This is a genomic window from Acidovorax sp. FW305-C-20-28 (assembly GCF_058783375.1).
In genome coordinates, this window is record NZ_JBYSYM010000032.1 from 57,876 (window position 1) to 74,809 (window position 16,934).

The window sequence follows — 16,934 nt, forward strand, 5'->3', positions numbered from 1 at the left end:
GCAAAAATGGGTGTGGCGCAAGGGGGCGCACGGGCGCCAGACGGAAAAATACCGGCAAATGTAAAGCGGGATGATACCGCGCCGCCTGCCGGCTACCGTGTCACGGCATGCCCTGCCAGACAATACCCGCACATCCATCGGTAATATTTAACAAATACCGCCCCTGCCGCCGGCCTTTCAAGGCCCGGCAGCTATCAATTTTGCATGCATTTTGGCGCGGCGAGCGGGCCAGGCGCGCACTGGCTCACGCCTGGGGCAGGCCCGATTCAGTGGACCAGGGCATTGTGCCGGCGCACCAGTTCTTCGAACTCATGCACCTGCAGGGGTGGGCTCAGCAGGTAGCCCTGCCAGGCATGGCAGTTGTTGCGCGCCAGGAACTCGCGCTGGGCCTCGGTTTCCACGCCCTCGGCGATCACGCGCAGGCCCAGGCTCGTGCCCAGGGCCACCACAGTGCGGGCGATGGCGGCATCGTTGGGGTCGGTGAGCACGTCGCGCACGAAGCTCTGGTCGATCTTGAGCTGGTCCAGCGGCAGGCGCTTGAGGTAAGACAGTGAAGAGTACCCGGTACCGAAGTCGTCGAGCGAGAAACCCACGCCATAGGCCTTGAGCTGGCCCATCTTGGCGATGGTGTCCTCCACGTCCGAGAGCAGCAGGCCCTCGGTCATCTCCAGCTTGAGGCGGCTGCCATCGGCACCCGAGCCCGCCAGCGCGGCCAGCACCTGGGCCACGAAGCCGCTCTGGTGGAATTGCCGCGGGCTCACATTCACCGCCAGGCCCAGGCCGGCCAGCGCAGGTTGCTGGGCCCAGCGGGCCAGGCGCTGGCAGGCGACCTGCAGCACCCATTCGCCCAGCGGCAGGATCAGGCCGTTCTCCTCGGCCAGCGGGATGAACTGCGCCGGCGAGACAAAGCCATCGCGCGGGTGGCGCCAGCGCAGCAGCGCCTCGGCGCCGATGATGCGGCCCTGGTCGATCTGCGCCTGGTAGTACAGCTCGAACTGGCCCTGGGCCAGGCCCACGCGCATGTCCAGCTCCATGGCCGCGCGCGCGCTCACGGCCGCCTGCATCTGGGGGTCGTAGAAGCGCAGCGTGTCGCGGCCCGCCGACTTGGCCTGGTACATGGCCAGATCGGCGCGGCGCAGAAGTTCGTCCACCGTCTCGCGCACGCCGCTGAACAGCGTGACGCCCATGCTCAGCGAGCTGTGGTGCGCCTCGGGACCGAGCGCATAAGGCTCGCGCAGCACGGCCAGGATGCGCTGGCCGGCTTCCTCGCAGCGCGCTGCGGCCTCCTCGGGCGTGGCGCCCAGGTCTTCGAGCAGCACCACGAACTCGTCGCCGCCCTGGCGCGCCACGGTGTCGTCCTCGTGCACGCAGGCGCGCAGGCGGTTGGCCACCTGCATCAGCAGGGTGTCGCCCTTGTCGTGGCCCTGTGTCTCGTTCAAGGTCTTGAAGTTGTCGAGGTCGAGCAGCAGCAACGCACCATGGCTCTGGTGGCGTGCGCTGGTGGCCAGCGCCTGCTGCAGCCGGTCGATCAGCAGGCGGCGGTTGGGCAGTTGGGTCAGCGGGTCGTAGTAGGCCAGGTTCTTGATCTCGTCCTCGGCTGCCTTGCGCTGGCTCAGGTCCTGCAGCGTGACCAGGTGGTCGTCGCCGATGCGCACGCCCGAGACCTCCACCGGGCGCACCACGCCGTCGCGGCACAGGAAGTGGTACTCGGCCGCGGCGATGATGCCGTTGCTGTCGTCGGCGCGCTGGCGCTCCTCGTTCCAGGCTCGGCGCATCACCTCGCGCTCCTCGGGATCGGGGTAGCTCCTCTCCCACCACACGTCCACGGTGGGCACCTCCCGGGCCGTGTAGCCGCAGATCTGCAGAAAGCGCTCATTGCGGAACGAGATGGTGCCGTCCTTCTGCACCAGGCACAGGCCCATGGGCAGGCGCTGCAGGATGCCGCGCAGATGGGCCTCGTTGCCACGCAAGGTGTTCTCCATGCGCTTGCGCTCGCTGATGTCCTGCACCACGGCCATGTGGAAATCGGGCGAGGTGCCCGGCATCCACATGGGCGAGACCGTCAGGTCCACCCAGACCTCGGAGCCGTTCTTGTGGAAGTAGCGCTTTTCCATGCGGTATTCGCTGATCTCGCCGGACTTGAGGCGCTCCATCTGGGCCAGGTCGATGGCCAGATCCTCGGGCTGGCTCACACCCTGGAAGTCGAGCTCGCGCAGCTCCTGCATGGAGTAGCCCAGGATGTCGCAGTACTTCTGGTTGATGCGCACGAAGCGCCCGCTGCGGGTGTCGATCTGTGCGACCCCTACGGCGGCCTGGTTGAACAGTGCGCGAAAGCGGTCTTCGCTTTCGCGCCGGGCCTCGTCGGACACCTGGGCGCGCGCCAGGGCCTGCGTGCGCTGGCGCGCCAGCAGCGTGACCAGGGCCGCCAGCAACAGCGACACCAGGGCCCCCGAGCCCCCCGCCGCCCAGGGCAGGCTGCGCTCGGACAGCGACAGCAGGGACTGCGTGGGCCTGAAGCTCAGGCGCCAGCGCCGGTCGTGCACCAGGATGTCCCGCTCGAACGGCACGGCGTCCGGCACGGCCTCGGCAGTGGGCGGCAGCAGCACGCGCACCGTGGTGTCGGTGGCGCCGGCGCGGGTGGACCCCTGGTCGGTGATGGAGACCGCGATGCCATTGAGCAGGCCCTCGCCCCGCATGAAGCGCACCAGGTCGTAGACGCGGATGGTGGCGGCCACGGCCCCAACGAACACCTGGGGTTTGAGGTCCGTCACCCCCGACCGGTCAAACACCGGCACCCGGATCACGAAGGCCGCGCGGTGCGTCTGCTCCTGCACCAGATCGAACGGGGCCGATGCCACCGTGTGCCCGCTGTCGCGGCTGTACTGCATGGCTGCGAGGTTGGTGGGCTGGGCGCTGATGTCGAGGCCCAGCACGGCCTCGTTGCCCTTCATGGGCCACAGGTACTCGGCCACGAAGTACTCGGAGCGCTCGCCAGGCGGGCGGATCACGAAGTCGGGGTAACCGGCGGGATTGATCGAGGTATCGGCCCGCACGCGGGCTTCGTAGTCGGCCTTCTCCTCCAGGGTCACCCGGCGCGTGAAGGACAGGTTGCGCACGCCGGGGTAGCGCTCGGAGATGTCGAGCTCGCTGGCCACCCGCTCGAACTCGGCCCGCGTGAGCCCCGGGTTGGCCGAAAACAGCCCACGCAGGCCATGCACGATTTCCGTGTGCGTGGCAATGCGCTGGACCAGCGCGTCGGTGAACAGCCGTGTCTCCTGCGTCAGGCGCGCCTTGGCCACCGCATCGATCGCGTCGGCCTGTTGCCGTGCCAGGCCAAAGCTCAGCAGCAGGCCGGCCGCGGCCACACCCAGGCCGGGCAACCAATGCCGATAGAAGCCGTTGAGGGGTAGCGAAGCCATTCAGGAACAGGGAGTCAGCAAAAGCCAGACAGGGTTGCACACGGCGTGCCAGGGCACTGCCGCAACAGCCCATGAGGATAGCGGGATTCGGACCCTCCATCCGGCATGCAAGGGTCCACATCTTGTAACAGCGTCGCTGTTTTCGCCGTACCGTTTATGCAACACCGGGGTGCGGGTTTGCCAGCCCCCCCGGCGGCCCCCCTACCGCCACGGGATAGGGTGCGAACCGGCTGCGATTCTCATTCACGTCCAGCACCCGGCCCATGGGCGGAAACGCCCTTTGCGGGCAGGCGTCGCGCTCGCAGACCTTGCAGCCCATGCCGATGGGCACGGCCGCCTCAGGGTCGGCCAGGTTCAGGCCGCGCGAGTACACGAGCTGCGCTGCGTGGCGCAGGTCGCAGCCCAGCGCCACCGAGAACTCCTTGCCGGGCGCTCCCCAGCCCCCGGCCCCACCACCGTGCGAGACGGTGCGCGCCACCCAGAGGTAGGCCCGCCCGTCGGGCATGCGTGCCAGCTGTGGCACGATGCGCCCGGGCTGGGCGAAGGCCTCGTACACATTCCACAGCGGGCAGGTGCCGCCGATCTTGCTGAAGTGGAAATGCGTGGCCGACTGGCGCTTGGAGATATTGCCCGCCCGGTCCACACGGATGAAGAAGAAGGGCACGCCGCGCGCACTGGGCCGCTGCAAGGTGGACAGGCGGTGGCACACGGTCTCGAAGCCCACACCGAACTGGTGGCCCAGGCGGTCGATGTCGTAGCGCACCGCCTCGGCCGCCTGCAGGAAGGCCGTGTACGGCAGCAGCAAGGCCCCCGCGAAGTAGTTGGCCAGACCGATGCGCGCGAGCGCCCGCGCCTGCTCGCCCGACAGGCCAGCCCCGTCGGCCAGACGGCGCAGCTCGGGCCCCATCTCCAGGAAGGCCAGCTGCGTCGCCATCTGGAAGGCGCGCTGCCCGGCCTCGAGCCCCTGGGCCAGTTGCAGCACGCCACTGCCAGGCTCGTAGTGGCGCTGCGCGCCTCCCTGCAGTTCGGGCAGGGCCACCACATGCACCCCATGGGCAGCCTGCAGGCGGCGCACCAGCCCCTCATCGGCCCGCCCGGGCTGCAGGCCCCACTCGGCCGCCAGCCGCTCGGCCGCATCGTCGAGCTCGGCGAAGTGGTTGTGGCGGGCAAAGAAGAAATCGCGCACTTCCTCGTAGGCCATGGGCTGGTGGCTGGCACTGGCCAAGGCGCCGCTGCGGCCATCGCCCAGCTGGGCGCTCAGGGCATCAAGCCGCTCCAGCGCCTGGCGGTGGCGCTGGTGCAGGGCCAGCAGGGTGCGCGCCACGGCAGGCATGCCCGAGGCCAGTTCGCGGATCTCGGCCAGGGACACGGCCTGCTGCGCACCGTCCACCCCTGGTTCGGGCGGCGTGTCCGCCAGGACCTCACGCAGGCCGGTGATCAGGCGCGCCTCGTCGTCGTCGGAGAAGCGCTGCACATCCACCCCGAAGACGGCGTTGATCTTGAGCAGCACCGGCACGGTGAGCGGGCGCTGGTTCTGCTCGATCTGGTTGAGGTAGCTGGCCGACAGGTCCAGCGCACGCGCCAGCGCCACCTGGGTCATGCCGCGCTCCTCGCGCAGGCGGCGCAGGCGCACGCCCATGAAGGCCTTCTTCACGGCACCAGCCTCTTCGCGCGATGCATTCGCAATATTTGCAAATCATCTGATTTTGTTTCGCAATTCTTCACCATTTCAGGCCTTTCTCCAGGGCCGTATTTTGCGTAGATTGCGAAGCATGACAACCCCCAACAGCACCCTCGAGCTCACGGAAATCGTCTTTCCCGAGCACGCCAACCATTACGGCACCCTGTTCGGTGGCAACGCCCTGCTGCTCATGTCCAAGGCGGCCTTCCTCGCGGCCCGCAGCGCTTCAGGCAGCAACGTGGTGATGGCCGGCGTGAGCGACGTGCGCTTTCTGGCCCCCGTGGGCGTGGGCCACGTGCTCACGCTGCGCGCCTGGGTGTCGCGCCTCGGGCACAGCTCGCTCACCGTGTGCGTGACAGGCCTGGCGCAGGCGCTCGGAGCACCGCACGAAGAGGCGCTCAAGGGGATTTTCGAGATGGTGGCGGTCGATGCCCAGGGGCGCCCGACCGCCGTCGCCCATTCCTATGTGACCCAGCAGGAGACCCCATGACCATGGACACCACCACCCCCACGGGCCTCAGGCCCAAGAAATCGGTTGCACTCTCGGGCGTGACCGCCGGTAACACCGCCCTGTGCACCGTGGGCCGCACGGGCAACGACCTGCACTACCGCGGCTACGACATCCTGGACACCGCCGAAGTCTGCGAGTTCGAGGAAATCGCCCACTTGCTGGTGCACGGCAAGCTGCCCTCCAAGGCCGAACTCAAGGCCTACAAGACCAAATTGCGTGCCCTGCGCGGCCTGCCGGCGAGTGTGAAGGAGGCCCTGGAGCACCTGCCTGCGGGCGCCCACCCCATGGACGTGATGCGTACCGGCGTATCGGCCCTGGGCTGCATCCTGCCCGAGAAGGACGACCACAACCTGCCCGGCGCACGCGACATTGCCGATCGGCTGATGGCATCCCTGGGCTCCATGCTGCTGTACTGGTACCACTGGAGCACGCAGGGCAAGCGCATCGAGCTGGAAACGGATGACGACTCCATCGGCGGCCACTTCCTGCACCTGCTGCATGGCGAGAAGCCCAGCGCCCAGTGGGTGCGTGCCATGCACACCTCGCTCAACCTGTATGCCGAGCACGAGTTCAATGCCTCCACCTTCACGGCGCGGGTGATCGCCGGCACAGGCAGCGACATGTATTCCAGCATCGCCGGCGCCATCGGCGCCCTGCGCGGCCCCAAGCACGGCGGCGCCAACGAGGTCGCCTTCGAGATCCAGAAGCGCTACGACAACCCCGCAGAAGCCGAGGCCGATATCCGCCGCCGTGTGGAGGCCAAGGAAGTGGTGATCGGCTTTGGCCACCCCGTCTACACCGTGAGCGACCCGCGCAATGTCGTCATCAAGGGCGTGGCCAGGCGCCTGTCCGATGAAGCGGGCTCCACCAAGATGTACGACATTGCCGAGCGGCTGGAGTCAGTGATGTGGGAGGTGAAAAAGATGTTCCCCAACCTCGACTGGTTCAGCGCCGTGAGCTACCACATGATGGGGGTGCCCACCGCCATGTTCACGCCGCTGTTCGTCATCGCGCGCACCAGCGGCTGGGCCGCCCATGTGGTCGAGCAACGCGTGGACAACAAGATCATCCGCCCCAGTGCCCACTACACAGGCCCTGAAGACCTGAAATTCGTGCCGATCGACGCACGCAGCTGATACTCCGTTGTCCCAGGCACAGCCTTCGTGCTGTGCCGCCCCGCTTTCGCCCCATGAACAACAACACGAATTACAGAAAACCCCTGCCCGGCAGCGCACTGGACTACTTCGACGCGCAGGCCGCCGTCGAGGCCCTGCGCCCCGGCGCCTGGCACCGCCTCTCGTACACGGCCCGCGTGCATGCCGAAAACCTGGTGCGCCGCTGCGACCCGGCCATCCTCGATGCATGCCTGCTGCAGATCATCGACAAGCGGCGCGACCGCGACTTTCCCTGGTACCCCGTGCGCGTGGTCTGCCACGACATCCTGGGCCAGACGGCCCTGGTGGACCTGGCGGGCCTGCGCGATGCCATCGCCAAGGAAGGCGGCGACCCGGCCCGGGTGAACCCCGTGGTGCCAGTGCAACTTGTCGTGGACCATTCCCTGGCCGTGGAGTGCGGCGGCTTCGACCCCAATGCCTTCGCCAAGAACCGCGCCATCGAGGACCGGCGCAACGAGGACCGCTTCCACTTCATCGAGTGGACGAAGAAGGCCTTTGCCAATGTGGACGTGATCCCCGCAGGCAACGGCATCATGCACCAGATCAACCTGGAGAAGATGTCGCCCGTGGTGTATGTGCAGGACGGCGTGGCTTTCCCCGACACCTGTGTGGGCACCGACAGCCACACGCCGCACGTGGACGCACTGGGCGTGATCGCCATCGGCGTGGGCGGCCTGGAGGCCGAGAACGTGATGCTGGGCCGCGCCTCGTGGATGCGCCTGCCCGACATCGTGGGCGTGCAGCTCACGGGGCGGCGCCAGCCGGGCATCACCGCTACCGACGTGGTGCTTGCGCTCACCGAGTTCCTGCGCAACGAGAAGGTGGTGGGCGCGTACTTGGAGTTCTTTGGCGACGGCGCGCGCAGCCTCACCATCGGCGACCGGGCGACCATCTCCAACATGTGCCCGGAATACGGCGCCACGGCGGCGCTGTTCCATATCGATGAACAGACGCTGGACTATCTGCACCTCACGGGCCGCGAGGCGGCCCAGGTGGCCTTGGTGGAGAACTACGCCAAAGCGGCCGGGTTCTGGACCGACACACTGGGGGGCGCGGCCTACGAGCGCGTCCTGGCGTTTGATCTGTCCTCCGTGGTGCGCAACATGGCGGGCCCCTCCAACCCGCACCGCCGCCTGCCCACCTCGGCACTGGCAAGCCGCGGCATCGCCAGCGCCGCCGGCCTTGAACAGGCACGCGCCGAAGAAGCCCAGGGCCTGCTGCCCGACGGCGCGGTGGTCATTGCCGCCATCACCAGCTGCACCAACACCTCCAACCCGCACAACGTGATCGCGGCCGCGCTGCTGGCACGCAACGCCAACCGCCTGGGCCTGGCGCGCAAGCCCTGGGTCAAGTCCTCGCTGGCCCCGGGCTCCAAGGCGGTGGAGCTGTATCTGCAGGAAAGTGGACTGTTGGGTGACCTGGAGATGCTCGGATTTGGCATCGTCGCCTTTGCCTGCACTACCTGCAACGGCATGTCGGGCGCGCTCGACCCGGTGATTCAGCAGGAGATCATCGACCGCGACCTGTATGCCACGGCCGTGCTGTCGGGCAACCGCAATTTCGACGGGCGTATCCACCCCTATGCCAAGCAGGCCTTCCTGGCCTCGCCGCCGCTGGTGGTGGCCTATGCGATCGCCGGCACCATCCGCTTCGACATCGAGAACGATGTGCTGGCGGTGGTGGACGGCCGGGAGATCCGTCTTGCGGACATCTGGCCCGGCGATGAAGAGATCGATGCGGTGGTCAAGGCGGCCGTGAAGCCCGCGCAGTACCGCGCCGTGTACGAGCCCATGTTCACGATCCGCGTCGACGATGGCGAGACCGTCGCGCCCCAGTACGACTGGCGTGCGCAGTCCACCTATATCCGCCGCCCGCCCTACTGGGACACCGAGGGTGTGGGCGCGCTGGCGGCCAATCCGCGCACGCTCACCGGTATGCGGCCCCTGGCCCTGCTGCCGGACAACATCACCACCGACCACCTCTCCCCTTCCAACGCCATCCTGATGGACAGCGCCGCGGGCGAGTACCTGCACCGCATGGGCCTGCCGGAGGAGGACTTCAACAGCTATGCCACGCACCGCGGCGACCACCTCACCGCCATGCGTGCCACCTTCGCCAACCCCACGCTCAGGAACGAGATGGTTCGCAAGGACGATGGCAGTGTGCGCGCGGGATCGCTGGCCCGGGTGGAGCCCGAAGGCCAGGTCATGCGCATGTGGGAAGCCATCGAGACCTACCTGGAGCGCCGCCAGCCGCTGATCATCATCGCCGGCGCCGACTACGGACAAGGCTCCTCGCGCGACTGGGCCGCCAAAGGCGTGCGCCTAGCCGGGGTGGAGACGGTCGTGGCCGAGGGCTTCGAGCGCATCCACCGCACCAACCTGATCGGCATGGGCGTGCTGCCGCTGGAATTCCAGAGCGGCACCACCCGCATCACGCTGGGCCTCGATGGCACGGAGACCTACGATGTGGTGGGCGAACGCACGCCGCGCGCCACGCTGACCCTGGTGGTGCGCCGCCGCGATGGCAGCGTGCAGCAGGTGCCCGTCACCTGCCGCCTGGACACCGCCGAGGAAGTCTCCGTCTATGAGGCGGGCGGCGTGCTGCAGCGCTTTGCGCAGGATTTTCTGGCCGAAAGTGCCGAAGTTTGAGGAGACACCATGGCATTCCAGCCCCAGATCAGGATACCCGCCACCTACCTGCGCGGTGGCACCAGCAAGGGCGTGTTCTTTCGCCTGCAGGACCTGCCGCTTGCGGCCCAGCGGCCCGGCGCCGCACGCGACGCGCTGCTGCTGCGCGTGATCGGCAGCCCCGACCCCTATGGCAAGCAGATCGACGGCATGGGCGGGGCGACTTCGTCCACCTCCAAGGCGGTGATTCTTTCGCCGTCGACCCGGCCCGGCCATGACGTGGATTACCTGTTCGGCCAGGTGTCCATCGACAGCGCCTTCGTCGACTGGTCGGGCAACTGCGGCAACCTGTCCGCGGCTGTCGGTCCTTTTGCGATCGCCAACGGCCTGCTGCCTGCCGAACGCATTCCCGCCGACGGCGTCTGCACGGTGCGCATCTGGCAGGCCAACATCGGCAAGACCATCGTGGCCCATGTGCCCATCACGGGCGGCCAGGTGCAGGAAGCCGGTGACTTCGAGCTCGATGGCGTGACCTTTCCGGCCGCCGAAGTGGCGCTGGAGTTCCTCGACCCCGCCGACGAGGGCGATGGTGAGGGCGGCGGTGCCATGTTCCCCACCGGGCAGGTGGTCGACGACCTGAAGGTGCCCGGTGTGGGCACGCTGCGCGCCACGCTGATCAATGCCGGCATACCGACCATCTTCGTCAACGCCGCCGACATCGGCTACACCGGCACCGAGCTGCAGGACGCCATCAATGGCGACCCCCAGGCCCTGGTGCGATTCGAGGCCATTCGCGCCCATGGGGCCGTCAAGATGGGACTCATCAAGGACATTTCCGAAGCCGCGAAGCGCCAGCACACCCCCAAGGTGGCCTTTGTCGCGCCGCCGGCCAGCTACACCGCGTCGAGCGGCAAGGCCGTGCAGGCCGCGGAGGTGGACTTGCTCGCGCGCGCGCTCTCCATGGGCAAGCTGCACCACGCCATGATGGGCACGGCGGCCGTCGCCATCGGCACGGCCGCAGCCATTCCCGGCACGCTGGTCAATGTGGCAGCGGGCGGCGGCGAGCGCCAGGCCGTGCGCTTCGGCCACCCCTCGGGCACGCTGCGCGTGGGCGCAGAGGCCGAGCTGCGCGATGGCCAGTGGCTGGTCACCAAGGCCCTCATGAGCCGCAGCGCCCGCATCCTGATGGAAGGCTGGGTCCGTGTGCCTGGCGATTGCTTCTGAACAACACAAGAACACAGGAAACAAAGAATCCATGTCTACCCGCAAAGCCCTCAAGGCCCTGGCCGAAGCCCGCCGCGGCGTGCTCGTGCCCGGCGCCTTCAACGCCCTCTCAGCCCGTATCGTGGCAGACCTCGGCTTCGAAGCCATCTACGTCACCGGCGCCGGCGTCACCAACATGTGGTTCGGCCTGCCCGACCAGGCCTTCATGGGCCTGGCCGACATCGCCGACCATACGGCACGCATCCGCGATGCCGTGGAGCTGCCGCTGATCGTGGACGCCGACACGGGCTTCGGCAATGCGCTCAACGTGTACCACACGGTGCGCACGCTGGAGCGCGCTGGCGCCGACTGCATCCAGCTCGAAGACCAGGTCAGCCCCAAGCGCTGCGGACACTTCAACGGCAAGGAGGTCATCAGCACCGAGGAGATGCTGGGCAAGATCAAGGCGGCCGTGGATGCCCGCCGCGACCCTGACACCCTCATCCTGGCGCGCACCGATGCCTGCGCCACCCAGGGCTTCGAGGCGGCGGTGGAGCGCGCCCAGCGCTTCGGTGAGGCCGGTGCCGACATCCTGTTCGTGGAGGCAGTGACCACGGCCGAGGAGATCCGCGCCCTGCCCCGCCGCCTGGCCGACCGACCCCAACTCATGAACATGGTGATCGGCGGCAAGACGCCGATCTTCAGCGCCGACGAACTGGCCGGCCTGGGCTACGGCATCGTGCTCTATGCCAACGCCGCACTGCAGGGCGCGGTGGCGGGCATGCAAAAGGCGCTGACGGTGCTGAGAGAGACGCAGCGCATCGATGAGGGCCCCGGCTTGGTAGCGCCAGTTGCGGAACGGCAGCGACTGGTGCGCAAGCACGAGTGGGATGCGCTGGAGCAGAAGTACCGGTGACGGTAGTGTGCGGCCCCTGGCCGCCCCCCACCATGCCCGGAATGCTCCGCCGCAGCCGCCCCAAAGGGCGCCCAGAGGGCGCATCTGATTTTTTCGCCCTACAATTGACTGACGGTCAGTCAATTTTTCAAACATCCTGCCCAGCTACCGCCCCCCCGCAGCATGCACTCCACCACTGTCACCGGCCAACCCCGCACCAAACCCGCTGAAATCCGCCGCGAGGAGCTGATGGATGCAGCGCAGGCCCTGTTTCTGGGCAAAGGCTTCAACGAGACCAGCGTGGACGAAATCGTCAAGGGCGCCGGAGTGGCCAAGGGCACCTACTACGTCTATTTCAAGACCAAGGACGATGTGCTCGCCGCCCTGCGAGAGCGCTTTGTCGCGCGCTTCCAGCAACGCTTGCGGGCATCGGTGGATCGCCACCCGCCGCACAGCTGGGTCGCGCGCCTCGACGGATGGATGGAGGCGGCCGTGCATGCCTACCTGGACGAGCGCGCCTTGCACGACCTGGTCTTTCACCAGCTCCATCCCGCCAACGACCGCCTGCGCCAGGCCAATCCCGTGGTCGACGACCTCACAGCCCTGATCGCCCAGGGCGCACAGGCCGGCGCCTGGCCTGCCGGCGATGCCCACTTGCTGGCGGTCATGGTGTTCAGCGCCGTCCATGGCGCCGTCGACAGCGCCAGCTCCGACTCAGGCCCGCCAGACCGCGAACACCTTGTCCGGGCCGTGCAGTCGTTCTGCCGCCTGGGCATCGGGCTCCCCTCCCGGTAGTCCGGCGTTTCCCCAATTCCGTTTCCACTCCCCAAGGAGATTCCCCGTGCGCCCCCTGCAACTGGTCCTCAGGATTCTGTCCATCGCGTTCATCACCGTCGCGGCACTGCACCTCACCATGGGCATGCATGCCGACCTGATGCTGGGCGTGCCGATCTCGGCGCAGATGGCCGCCGATCCCTCGCTGGACAGCCAGAACCGCTTCTACGGCGTGACCTTTTCACTCATGGGCGTCGCCCTGTGGATCGGCCTGCAGGACCTGCGCCGCTACGAGCCCATCATCGTGGCAACCCTGGCCGTGCTGTTCGCTGCCGGCCTGGCCCGCGCCGTGGCGTGGGGGCTGCACGGCGCGCCCGCCCCTGCGCTGATCGGCATCACGGCAGTGGACCTACTGCTGCCACCGGTGCTCATCGTATGGCTGCGGCGCAGCTTGCGGGGCGGCGTCTGAAACCCAGGCGCACCGACGAAAGTGGCCACGCAGACATCAGGCCTGCGTGTAAACGTCCATGATCCGTTGCTCTGCAGGCTGCTTTGCAATGTGCAAGAGCACCGTTTGCGCCAAGTTCACCGAATCGTGAAGCGCGCATTGCTTGCAGAAGAAAAAGACATCATCGAGCGTTTCGTTTTCGTGCCAGGACGTCATGACAAAGCGCTCTGGTGGAATGTCCTCGAAACGAAAGGCGTCAAGCAACGCCCAGTCCACGGCGTCATCCCAGCTGCTGCATCCCAGCCCCCAGGCCATCATGTACAGGCACCCCGAGGCTACCAGCCAGTCGCTGGTAGCCGCTTGCCATTGCGCGGATCCCTCGGCTTCCACTATCACCACCACGCGGCTTGGCAGAGGGTGCGGCACCTCCGGCAGCGGATCGTCCGGTACCAAGTGAAGGTACCTTACCGGGATCGGCTTTGCAGCCTCATGCACTGCCGATATCTTCCAGCAATCGAAACACCGTCAGGTGCGGCGAGGTTCTGAATTGGGGCATGGCATCCGCCAAATGCAGATGGTCATAAGCAGCCCCCATGCGGTCCATCTCGTCCGCAGCAGTCAGGAAGAAAGCAGCCATTGCGCGCAACTCATTGGGCGCAGCCTCCAGAGTCACCTCGACCAATTCAGCGGATGCACTGACATCCTGCGGCTCTCCTTCGTTCGGGTATCCGTGCAGCTTCATGGGCGCATGCTAAACCACTGCAGCCTATCGGTCGGCCTGTGCATCCGGCAGCGAAGCTCGTGAGCAGGCATCTAGCGCCGACTGCAGCCGCCCGAACCAATAGCCCTCACGCTCGCTGTCGCGCAGTCCATCGACAACAGCACGGAGCGCAGGCAGCAGCGCAGGACTTGCCAACTGCTCTGCCGCCTCCAGCTGGTACACCCGGCAGCCGGGGCCCAGCTGTGCCAGCAGGTGCTCAATCACCCGCAGATCGCGCCGTGCCGCCAAGCCCACCAGGGCTTCGCCCCGAACATCCTCGTCGTCATCGCCCAGGTTGTTCCAGAGCACGTCGCGCACCTGCGGCGTATCGATGGTCTGCTGTGTCCCCAGGCCGAAGGTGGCCCAATCACGCACCTCGGGATCGGCATCCACAGCCAAGCGCATCAGCGCGTCAATGGCGGCCGGCTCCTGGTAGTGGCTGAGCGCCACCGCAACATCCCGGCGCATTGCACTGTCGGCATGCCCTGCAAAGTCCACCAGGGTCACCAAGGCCTCGGGATGCGGCCGGTGACCAAGACCGGAGACTGCCGCGCGAGCCACTTCGCCGTGGGGGTCACGCAAGCCCGCAAGCAGCAGAGCCTGCGTGGCCTCCATGGCATAGGCAACCGGACCCAGGGCATCGCCCGCAGGCCGGGGGCGCTGCAGTTGCGACGCCACATACAGACCCAGCGCCCGGCGCCGCCAACCAGGACTGGCACACAGCGAATGCACAAGCACCAGAAGCGACGGCGACGCGCTCAGCTGCAACGCAGCAATGGCTTTCCAGCCACGGTCGGTGCCCCAGGCGCGCAGCGCCCGGCGCACCAACTGGCGAGGGCTTCGGCGCCGGTTCCGGTTGCGGGCAAACCTTTTCATGGTGTCGAATATCTCCTCGCTCGCTGGCACTCAGGCAGGGTCCATCCTCTGCACCACCAGCAGGTTCGCATCCCGTGCCAGAAGCCAGCGCCTCTGTTCCTTGCGAAACACGCTGAGTACCGGCCCCGTGCGCACCACGGGGGCAGTCCCACCGGGCGGCGTGACTGCCACGGTGAGATACGCACGGGCAAAGGCCCATTCACCGGCCACCTGCACCTCCAGGATCTCGCTCCTGCCGTCGATCTTCGGCCCGACGGCACCGGCCTGTGCCTGCGCAGCCGCCAGAAAATCCGCCTTGGACATGGGCGCCCTGCCCGGCGTGAGGAAAACCACGTCGTCGGCCATCAGGCCCATGACGGTCTCGACATCGCCGGTCCGGGTGGCGGACATCCAGGTGGCTACCAGTTGCCGGATCTGATCTTCATCGCTCTGCATGGATCCTCCTCTGAGGGATCAGGCCTGACTCAGGCACCCTCCTCGTGCAGCAGTGCCATGGCCAGGCTGTCGTGGTATTGGCCATCCACACGCACCGAGCGGCGGCGGAGGCCCTCGGGCTCGAATCCCAAACGCTTGTACAGCGCCTGGGCATTGGCGTTGTCGGCACGCACGCTCAGCTCGATGCGGGTCAGGCCCCGGGCCCAGGCGCCATCGATGGCGGCCCGCATCAGCCGGGCGCCAATGCCCCGGTGCCGCGCAGCGGGCACGAGCCCTATGCCCAGCGTGCCGACATGCGCCCGCGTCTGCCCCGCGCCAGGCAGGATGTCGCACCACCCCACGACCTCATGGTCCACCACCGCCACCACCTGGCACAGGTCATTGGCAACGATGTGCTCGTAGAAAGCCCGTGAGGACTCCCAGGGCGGCGCCTCGGTGAAGGCCAGATAGCGCTTCTCGCGAGCCACCACATCGAGCGCGCGCCACAGCCCCTCGAAATGCGCTGGCGCGACAGGTTCGATCGATACATCCATTCCCTACAACCTCTCTGCGGCCAGTCTACAGAGCCGCAGAGAACACCCAACCGGCGCCCATATCGGTGGGCTGGGCCGTTGCGCTCCCGCCTGCGGCATCCGCACGGTGCTTGTCCATGATGCGGTGCAGATTGCCCTCGATCCAGTCCACCAGCCCCTCCACCTGGCGCGCCACCTCGGTGCCCATGGGGGTCAGGCTGTACTCGACATGGGGCGGCACCACGGGGTGGGAGATGCGCAGCACAAAGCCATCGCTCTCCAGCCACTGCAGGGTCTGGGCCAGCATCTTCTCGCTGACGCCGCCCACCTTGCGGCGCAGGTCGCTGAAGCGGTGCGTGCCGGCCAGCAGGGCCACCAGCACCAGCACGCCCCAGCGGCTGGCCACATGCTGCAGCACCGCGCGCGAAGGGCAATCGGGGGAGAACAGCTGGCCGCGCTGCAGCTTTTCGGAGATGCCTTCACGCGGGCCGGCATCGGCAGGGCTGGGCAAGGAATGGGCAGGCATGGGGTACTTACCTTTATGTACGTACTTACGAAAAGTTAGCTCAATCGCTATTCTGCCTTTTCTTTCTTTCTCAACCAAGGTCCTTCACATGATCGCCATCACCGGAGCCACCGGCCAGCTCGGCCGCCTCGTCATCCAGTCCCTGCTCAAGACCGTCCCGGCCACCCAGATCGTCGCGGCCGTGCGCAGCCCCGAAAAAGCCCAGGACCTCGCGGCACTGGGCGTGCAGGTGCGCAAGGCCGACTACACCCAGCCCGATACGCTGGACGCGGCCCTCAAGGGCGTGCAGAAACTGCTGCTGATTTCATCGAGCGAAGTGGGCCAGCGCACCGCACAGCACAAGGCGGTGATCGACGCCGCACAACGCTCCCAGGTGCAGCTGCTGGCCTACACCAGCGTGCTGCGCGCCGACAGCTCCCTCCTCGGCCTGGCGGCCGAGCACGTGGAGACCGAGGCACTGCTGCGCGCCTCAGGCCTGCCTGTGGTGGTGCTGCGCAACGGCTGGTACACCGAGAACTACACGGCCAGCGTGCCCGCGGCCCTCGCCCACGGCGCCGTGCTGGGCGCGGCAGGCCATGGCCGCATCGCCTCGGCCGCACGCGCGGACTATGCAGATGCGGCAGCGGTGGTGCTGGCGACCGAAGGCCAAGCCGGCAAGGTCTATGAATTGGCGGGTGACAGCGCGTACACGCTGGCCGACCTGGCCGCAGAAATTGCGCGCCAGTCGGGCAAAAGCGTGGTTTACAAGGACCTGCCCGAGGCCGAGTACCAGGCGGCCCTGGTGCAGGTGGGCCTGCCCGCAGGCTTTGCCGCACTGCTGGCCGACTCGGACGCGGCAGCGGCCAAGGGCGCCTTGTTCGACGACACCCACCAGCTCAGCCAGCTCATTGGCAAGGCCACGACGCCGCTGGCGACCACGGTGGCGGCGGCACTGAAGGGCTGATCAACGCAAGGGCCGCGACGCGGCCCTTTTCACCTGCACTTGGGCAGCACGAATACGCTTTTCGCGCCGCCAAAGACAAAACCCCTCAATCCAAAGGACTGAGGGGTTTTGAGGGCTGTAAGAGCCTGACGATGACCTACTTTCAC

16 protein-coding genes are annotated in these 16,934 nt (G+C 67.3%); 8 read left to right on the top strand and 8 right to left on the bottom strand.

What is annotated here, in order from left to right:
• Positions 1–266 precede the first annotated feature (266 nt).
• Positions 267–3,419 carry a bifunctional diguanylate cyclase/phosphodiesterase gene (locus AC3WOH_RS28140; protein ID WP_492232608.1) on the bottom strand — a complete coding sequence of 1,051 codons (3,153 nt, stop codon included), beginning with the start codon at positions 3,417–3,419 and terminating at the stop codon, positions 267–269.
• A 154-nt stretch (positions 3,420–3,573) separates the two neighbouring features.
• Positions 3,574–5,073, bottom strand: a complete 1,500-nt coding sequence (locus AC3WOH_RS28145; RefSeq protein ID WP_492232609.1) for a short-chain fatty acyl-CoA regulator family protein — start codon at positions 5,071–5,073, stop codon at positions 3,574–3,576.
• A 118-nt stretch (positions 5,074–5,191) separates the two neighbouring features.
• Between AC3WOH_RS28145 and AC3WOH_RS28150 the strand changes: the two genes are divergently transcribed.
• The 7 genes from AC3WOH_RS28150 to AC3WOH_RS28180 all read left to right on the top strand — a co-directional run bounded on the left by AC3WOH_RS28150 (position 5,192) and on the right by AC3WOH_RS28180 (position 12,757).
• Positions 5,192–5,590 carry an acyl-CoA thioesterase gene (locus AC3WOH_RS28150; protein ID WP_492232610.1) on the top strand — a complete coding sequence of 133 codons (399 nt, stop codon included), beginning with the start codon at positions 5,192–5,194 and terminating at the stop codon, positions 5,588–5,590.
• A complete protein-coding gene (prpC, locus tag AC3WOH_RS28155) occupies positions 5,587–6,747 on the top strand; it encodes a bifunctional 2-methylcitrate synthase/citrate synthase (RefSeq protein WP_492232611.1) in 1,161 nt (386 codons plus the stop codon). The genes AC3WOH_RS28150 and prpC overlap by 4 nt, the downstream gene beginning before the upstream one ends.
• A gap of 53 nt (positions 6,748–6,800) precedes the next feature.
• Positions 6,801–9,437, top strand: coding sequence for a Fe/S-dependent 2-methylisocitrate dehydratase AcnD (gene acnD / locus AC3WOH_RS28160; RefSeq protein ID WP_492232612.1), 2,637 nt, complete (start codon positions 6,801–6,803; stop codon positions 9,435–9,437).
• Between the two features lie 9 nt (positions 9,438–9,446).
• The gene (gene prpF / locus AC3WOH_RS28165) at positions 9,447–10,640 is read left to right on the top strand and encodes a 2-methylaconitate cis-trans isomerase PrpF (RefSeq protein WP_492232613.1); all 1,194 of its coding nucleotides are present in this window, start codon (positions 9,447–9,449) and stop codon (positions 10,638–10,640) included.
• Positions 10,641–10,671: 31 nt separating this feature from the next.
• Positions 10,672–11,535, top strand: coding sequence for an isocitrate lyase/PEP mutase family protein (locus AC3WOH_RS28170; protein ID WP_492232614.1), 864 nt, complete (start codon positions 10,672–10,674; stop codon positions 11,533–11,535).
• A gap of 162 nt (positions 11,536–11,697) precedes the next feature.
• On the top strand, positions 11,698–12,309 hold the full coding sequence (locus AC3WOH_RS28175) for a TetR/AcrR family transcriptional regulator (protein ID WP_492232615.1): 612 nt from the start codon (positions 11,698–11,700) through the stop codon (positions 12,307–12,309).
• 46 nt (positions 12,310–12,355) lie between these two features.
• Positions 12,356–12,757 (top strand): DUF4345 domain-containing protein, encoded by a 402-nt coding sequence (locus AC3WOH_RS28180; RefSeq protein ID WP_492232616.1) that lies wholly within the window; start codon positions 12,356–12,358, stop codon positions 12,755–12,757.
• Positions 12,758–12,793: 36 nt separating this feature from the next.
• Here AC3WOH_RS28180 and AC3WOH_RS28185 read toward each other — a convergent pair whose 3' ends face one another.
• The 6 genes from AC3WOH_RS28185 to AC3WOH_RS28210 are packed head-to-tail and all read right to left on the bottom strand — an operon-like array spanning position 12,794 to position 15,845.
• Positions 12,794–13,231: a DUF7684 family protein gene (locus AC3WOH_RS28185; protein WP_492232617.1), complete on the bottom strand. Its 438-nt coding sequence runs from the start codon at positions 13,229–13,231 to the stop codon at positions 12,794–12,796.
• Complete coding sequence (locus AC3WOH_RS28190) at positions 13,224–13,478, bottom strand: Imm32 family immunity protein (RefSeq protein ID WP_492232618.1); 255 nt, start codon at positions 13,476–13,478, stop codon at positions 13,224–13,226. Before AC3WOH_RS28190 ends, AC3WOH_RS28185 begins: the two co-directional genes overlap by 8 nt.
• A gap of 24 nt (positions 13,479–13,502) precedes the next feature.
• Positions 13,503–14,372 (bottom strand): HEAT repeat domain-containing protein, encoded by an 870-nt coding sequence (locus tag AC3WOH_RS28195; protein WP_492232619.1) that lies wholly within the window; start codon positions 14,370–14,372, stop codon positions 13,503–13,505.
• A gap of 30 nt (positions 14,373–14,402) precedes the next feature.
• Complete coding sequence (locus AC3WOH_RS28200; RefSeq protein ID WP_492232620.1) at positions 14,403–14,807, bottom strand: YybH family protein; 405 nt, start codon at positions 14,805–14,807, stop codon at positions 14,403–14,405.
• A 29-nt stretch (positions 14,808–14,836) separates the two neighbouring features.
• Positions 14,837–15,340: a GNAT family N-acetyltransferase gene (locus tag AC3WOH_RS28205; RefSeq protein ID WP_492232621.1), complete on the bottom strand. Its 504-nt coding sequence runs from the start codon at positions 15,338–15,340 to the stop codon at positions 14,837–14,839.
• 25 nt (positions 15,341–15,365) lie between these two features.
• Positions 15,366–15,845, bottom strand: coding sequence for a winged helix-turn-helix transcriptional regulator (locus AC3WOH_RS28210; protein ID WP_492232622.1), 480 nt, complete (start codon positions 15,843–15,845; stop codon positions 15,366–15,368).
• A gap of 88 nt (positions 15,846–15,933) precedes the next feature.
• Between AC3WOH_RS28210 and AC3WOH_RS28215 the strand changes: the two genes are divergently transcribed.
• Positions 15,934–16,788: an SDR family oxidoreductase gene (locus AC3WOH_RS28215; RefSeq protein WP_492232623.1), complete on the top strand. Its 855-nt coding sequence runs from the start codon at positions 15,934–15,936 to the stop codon at positions 16,786–16,788.
• The last annotated feature ends 146 nt before the right edge of the window (positions 16,789–16,934 follow it).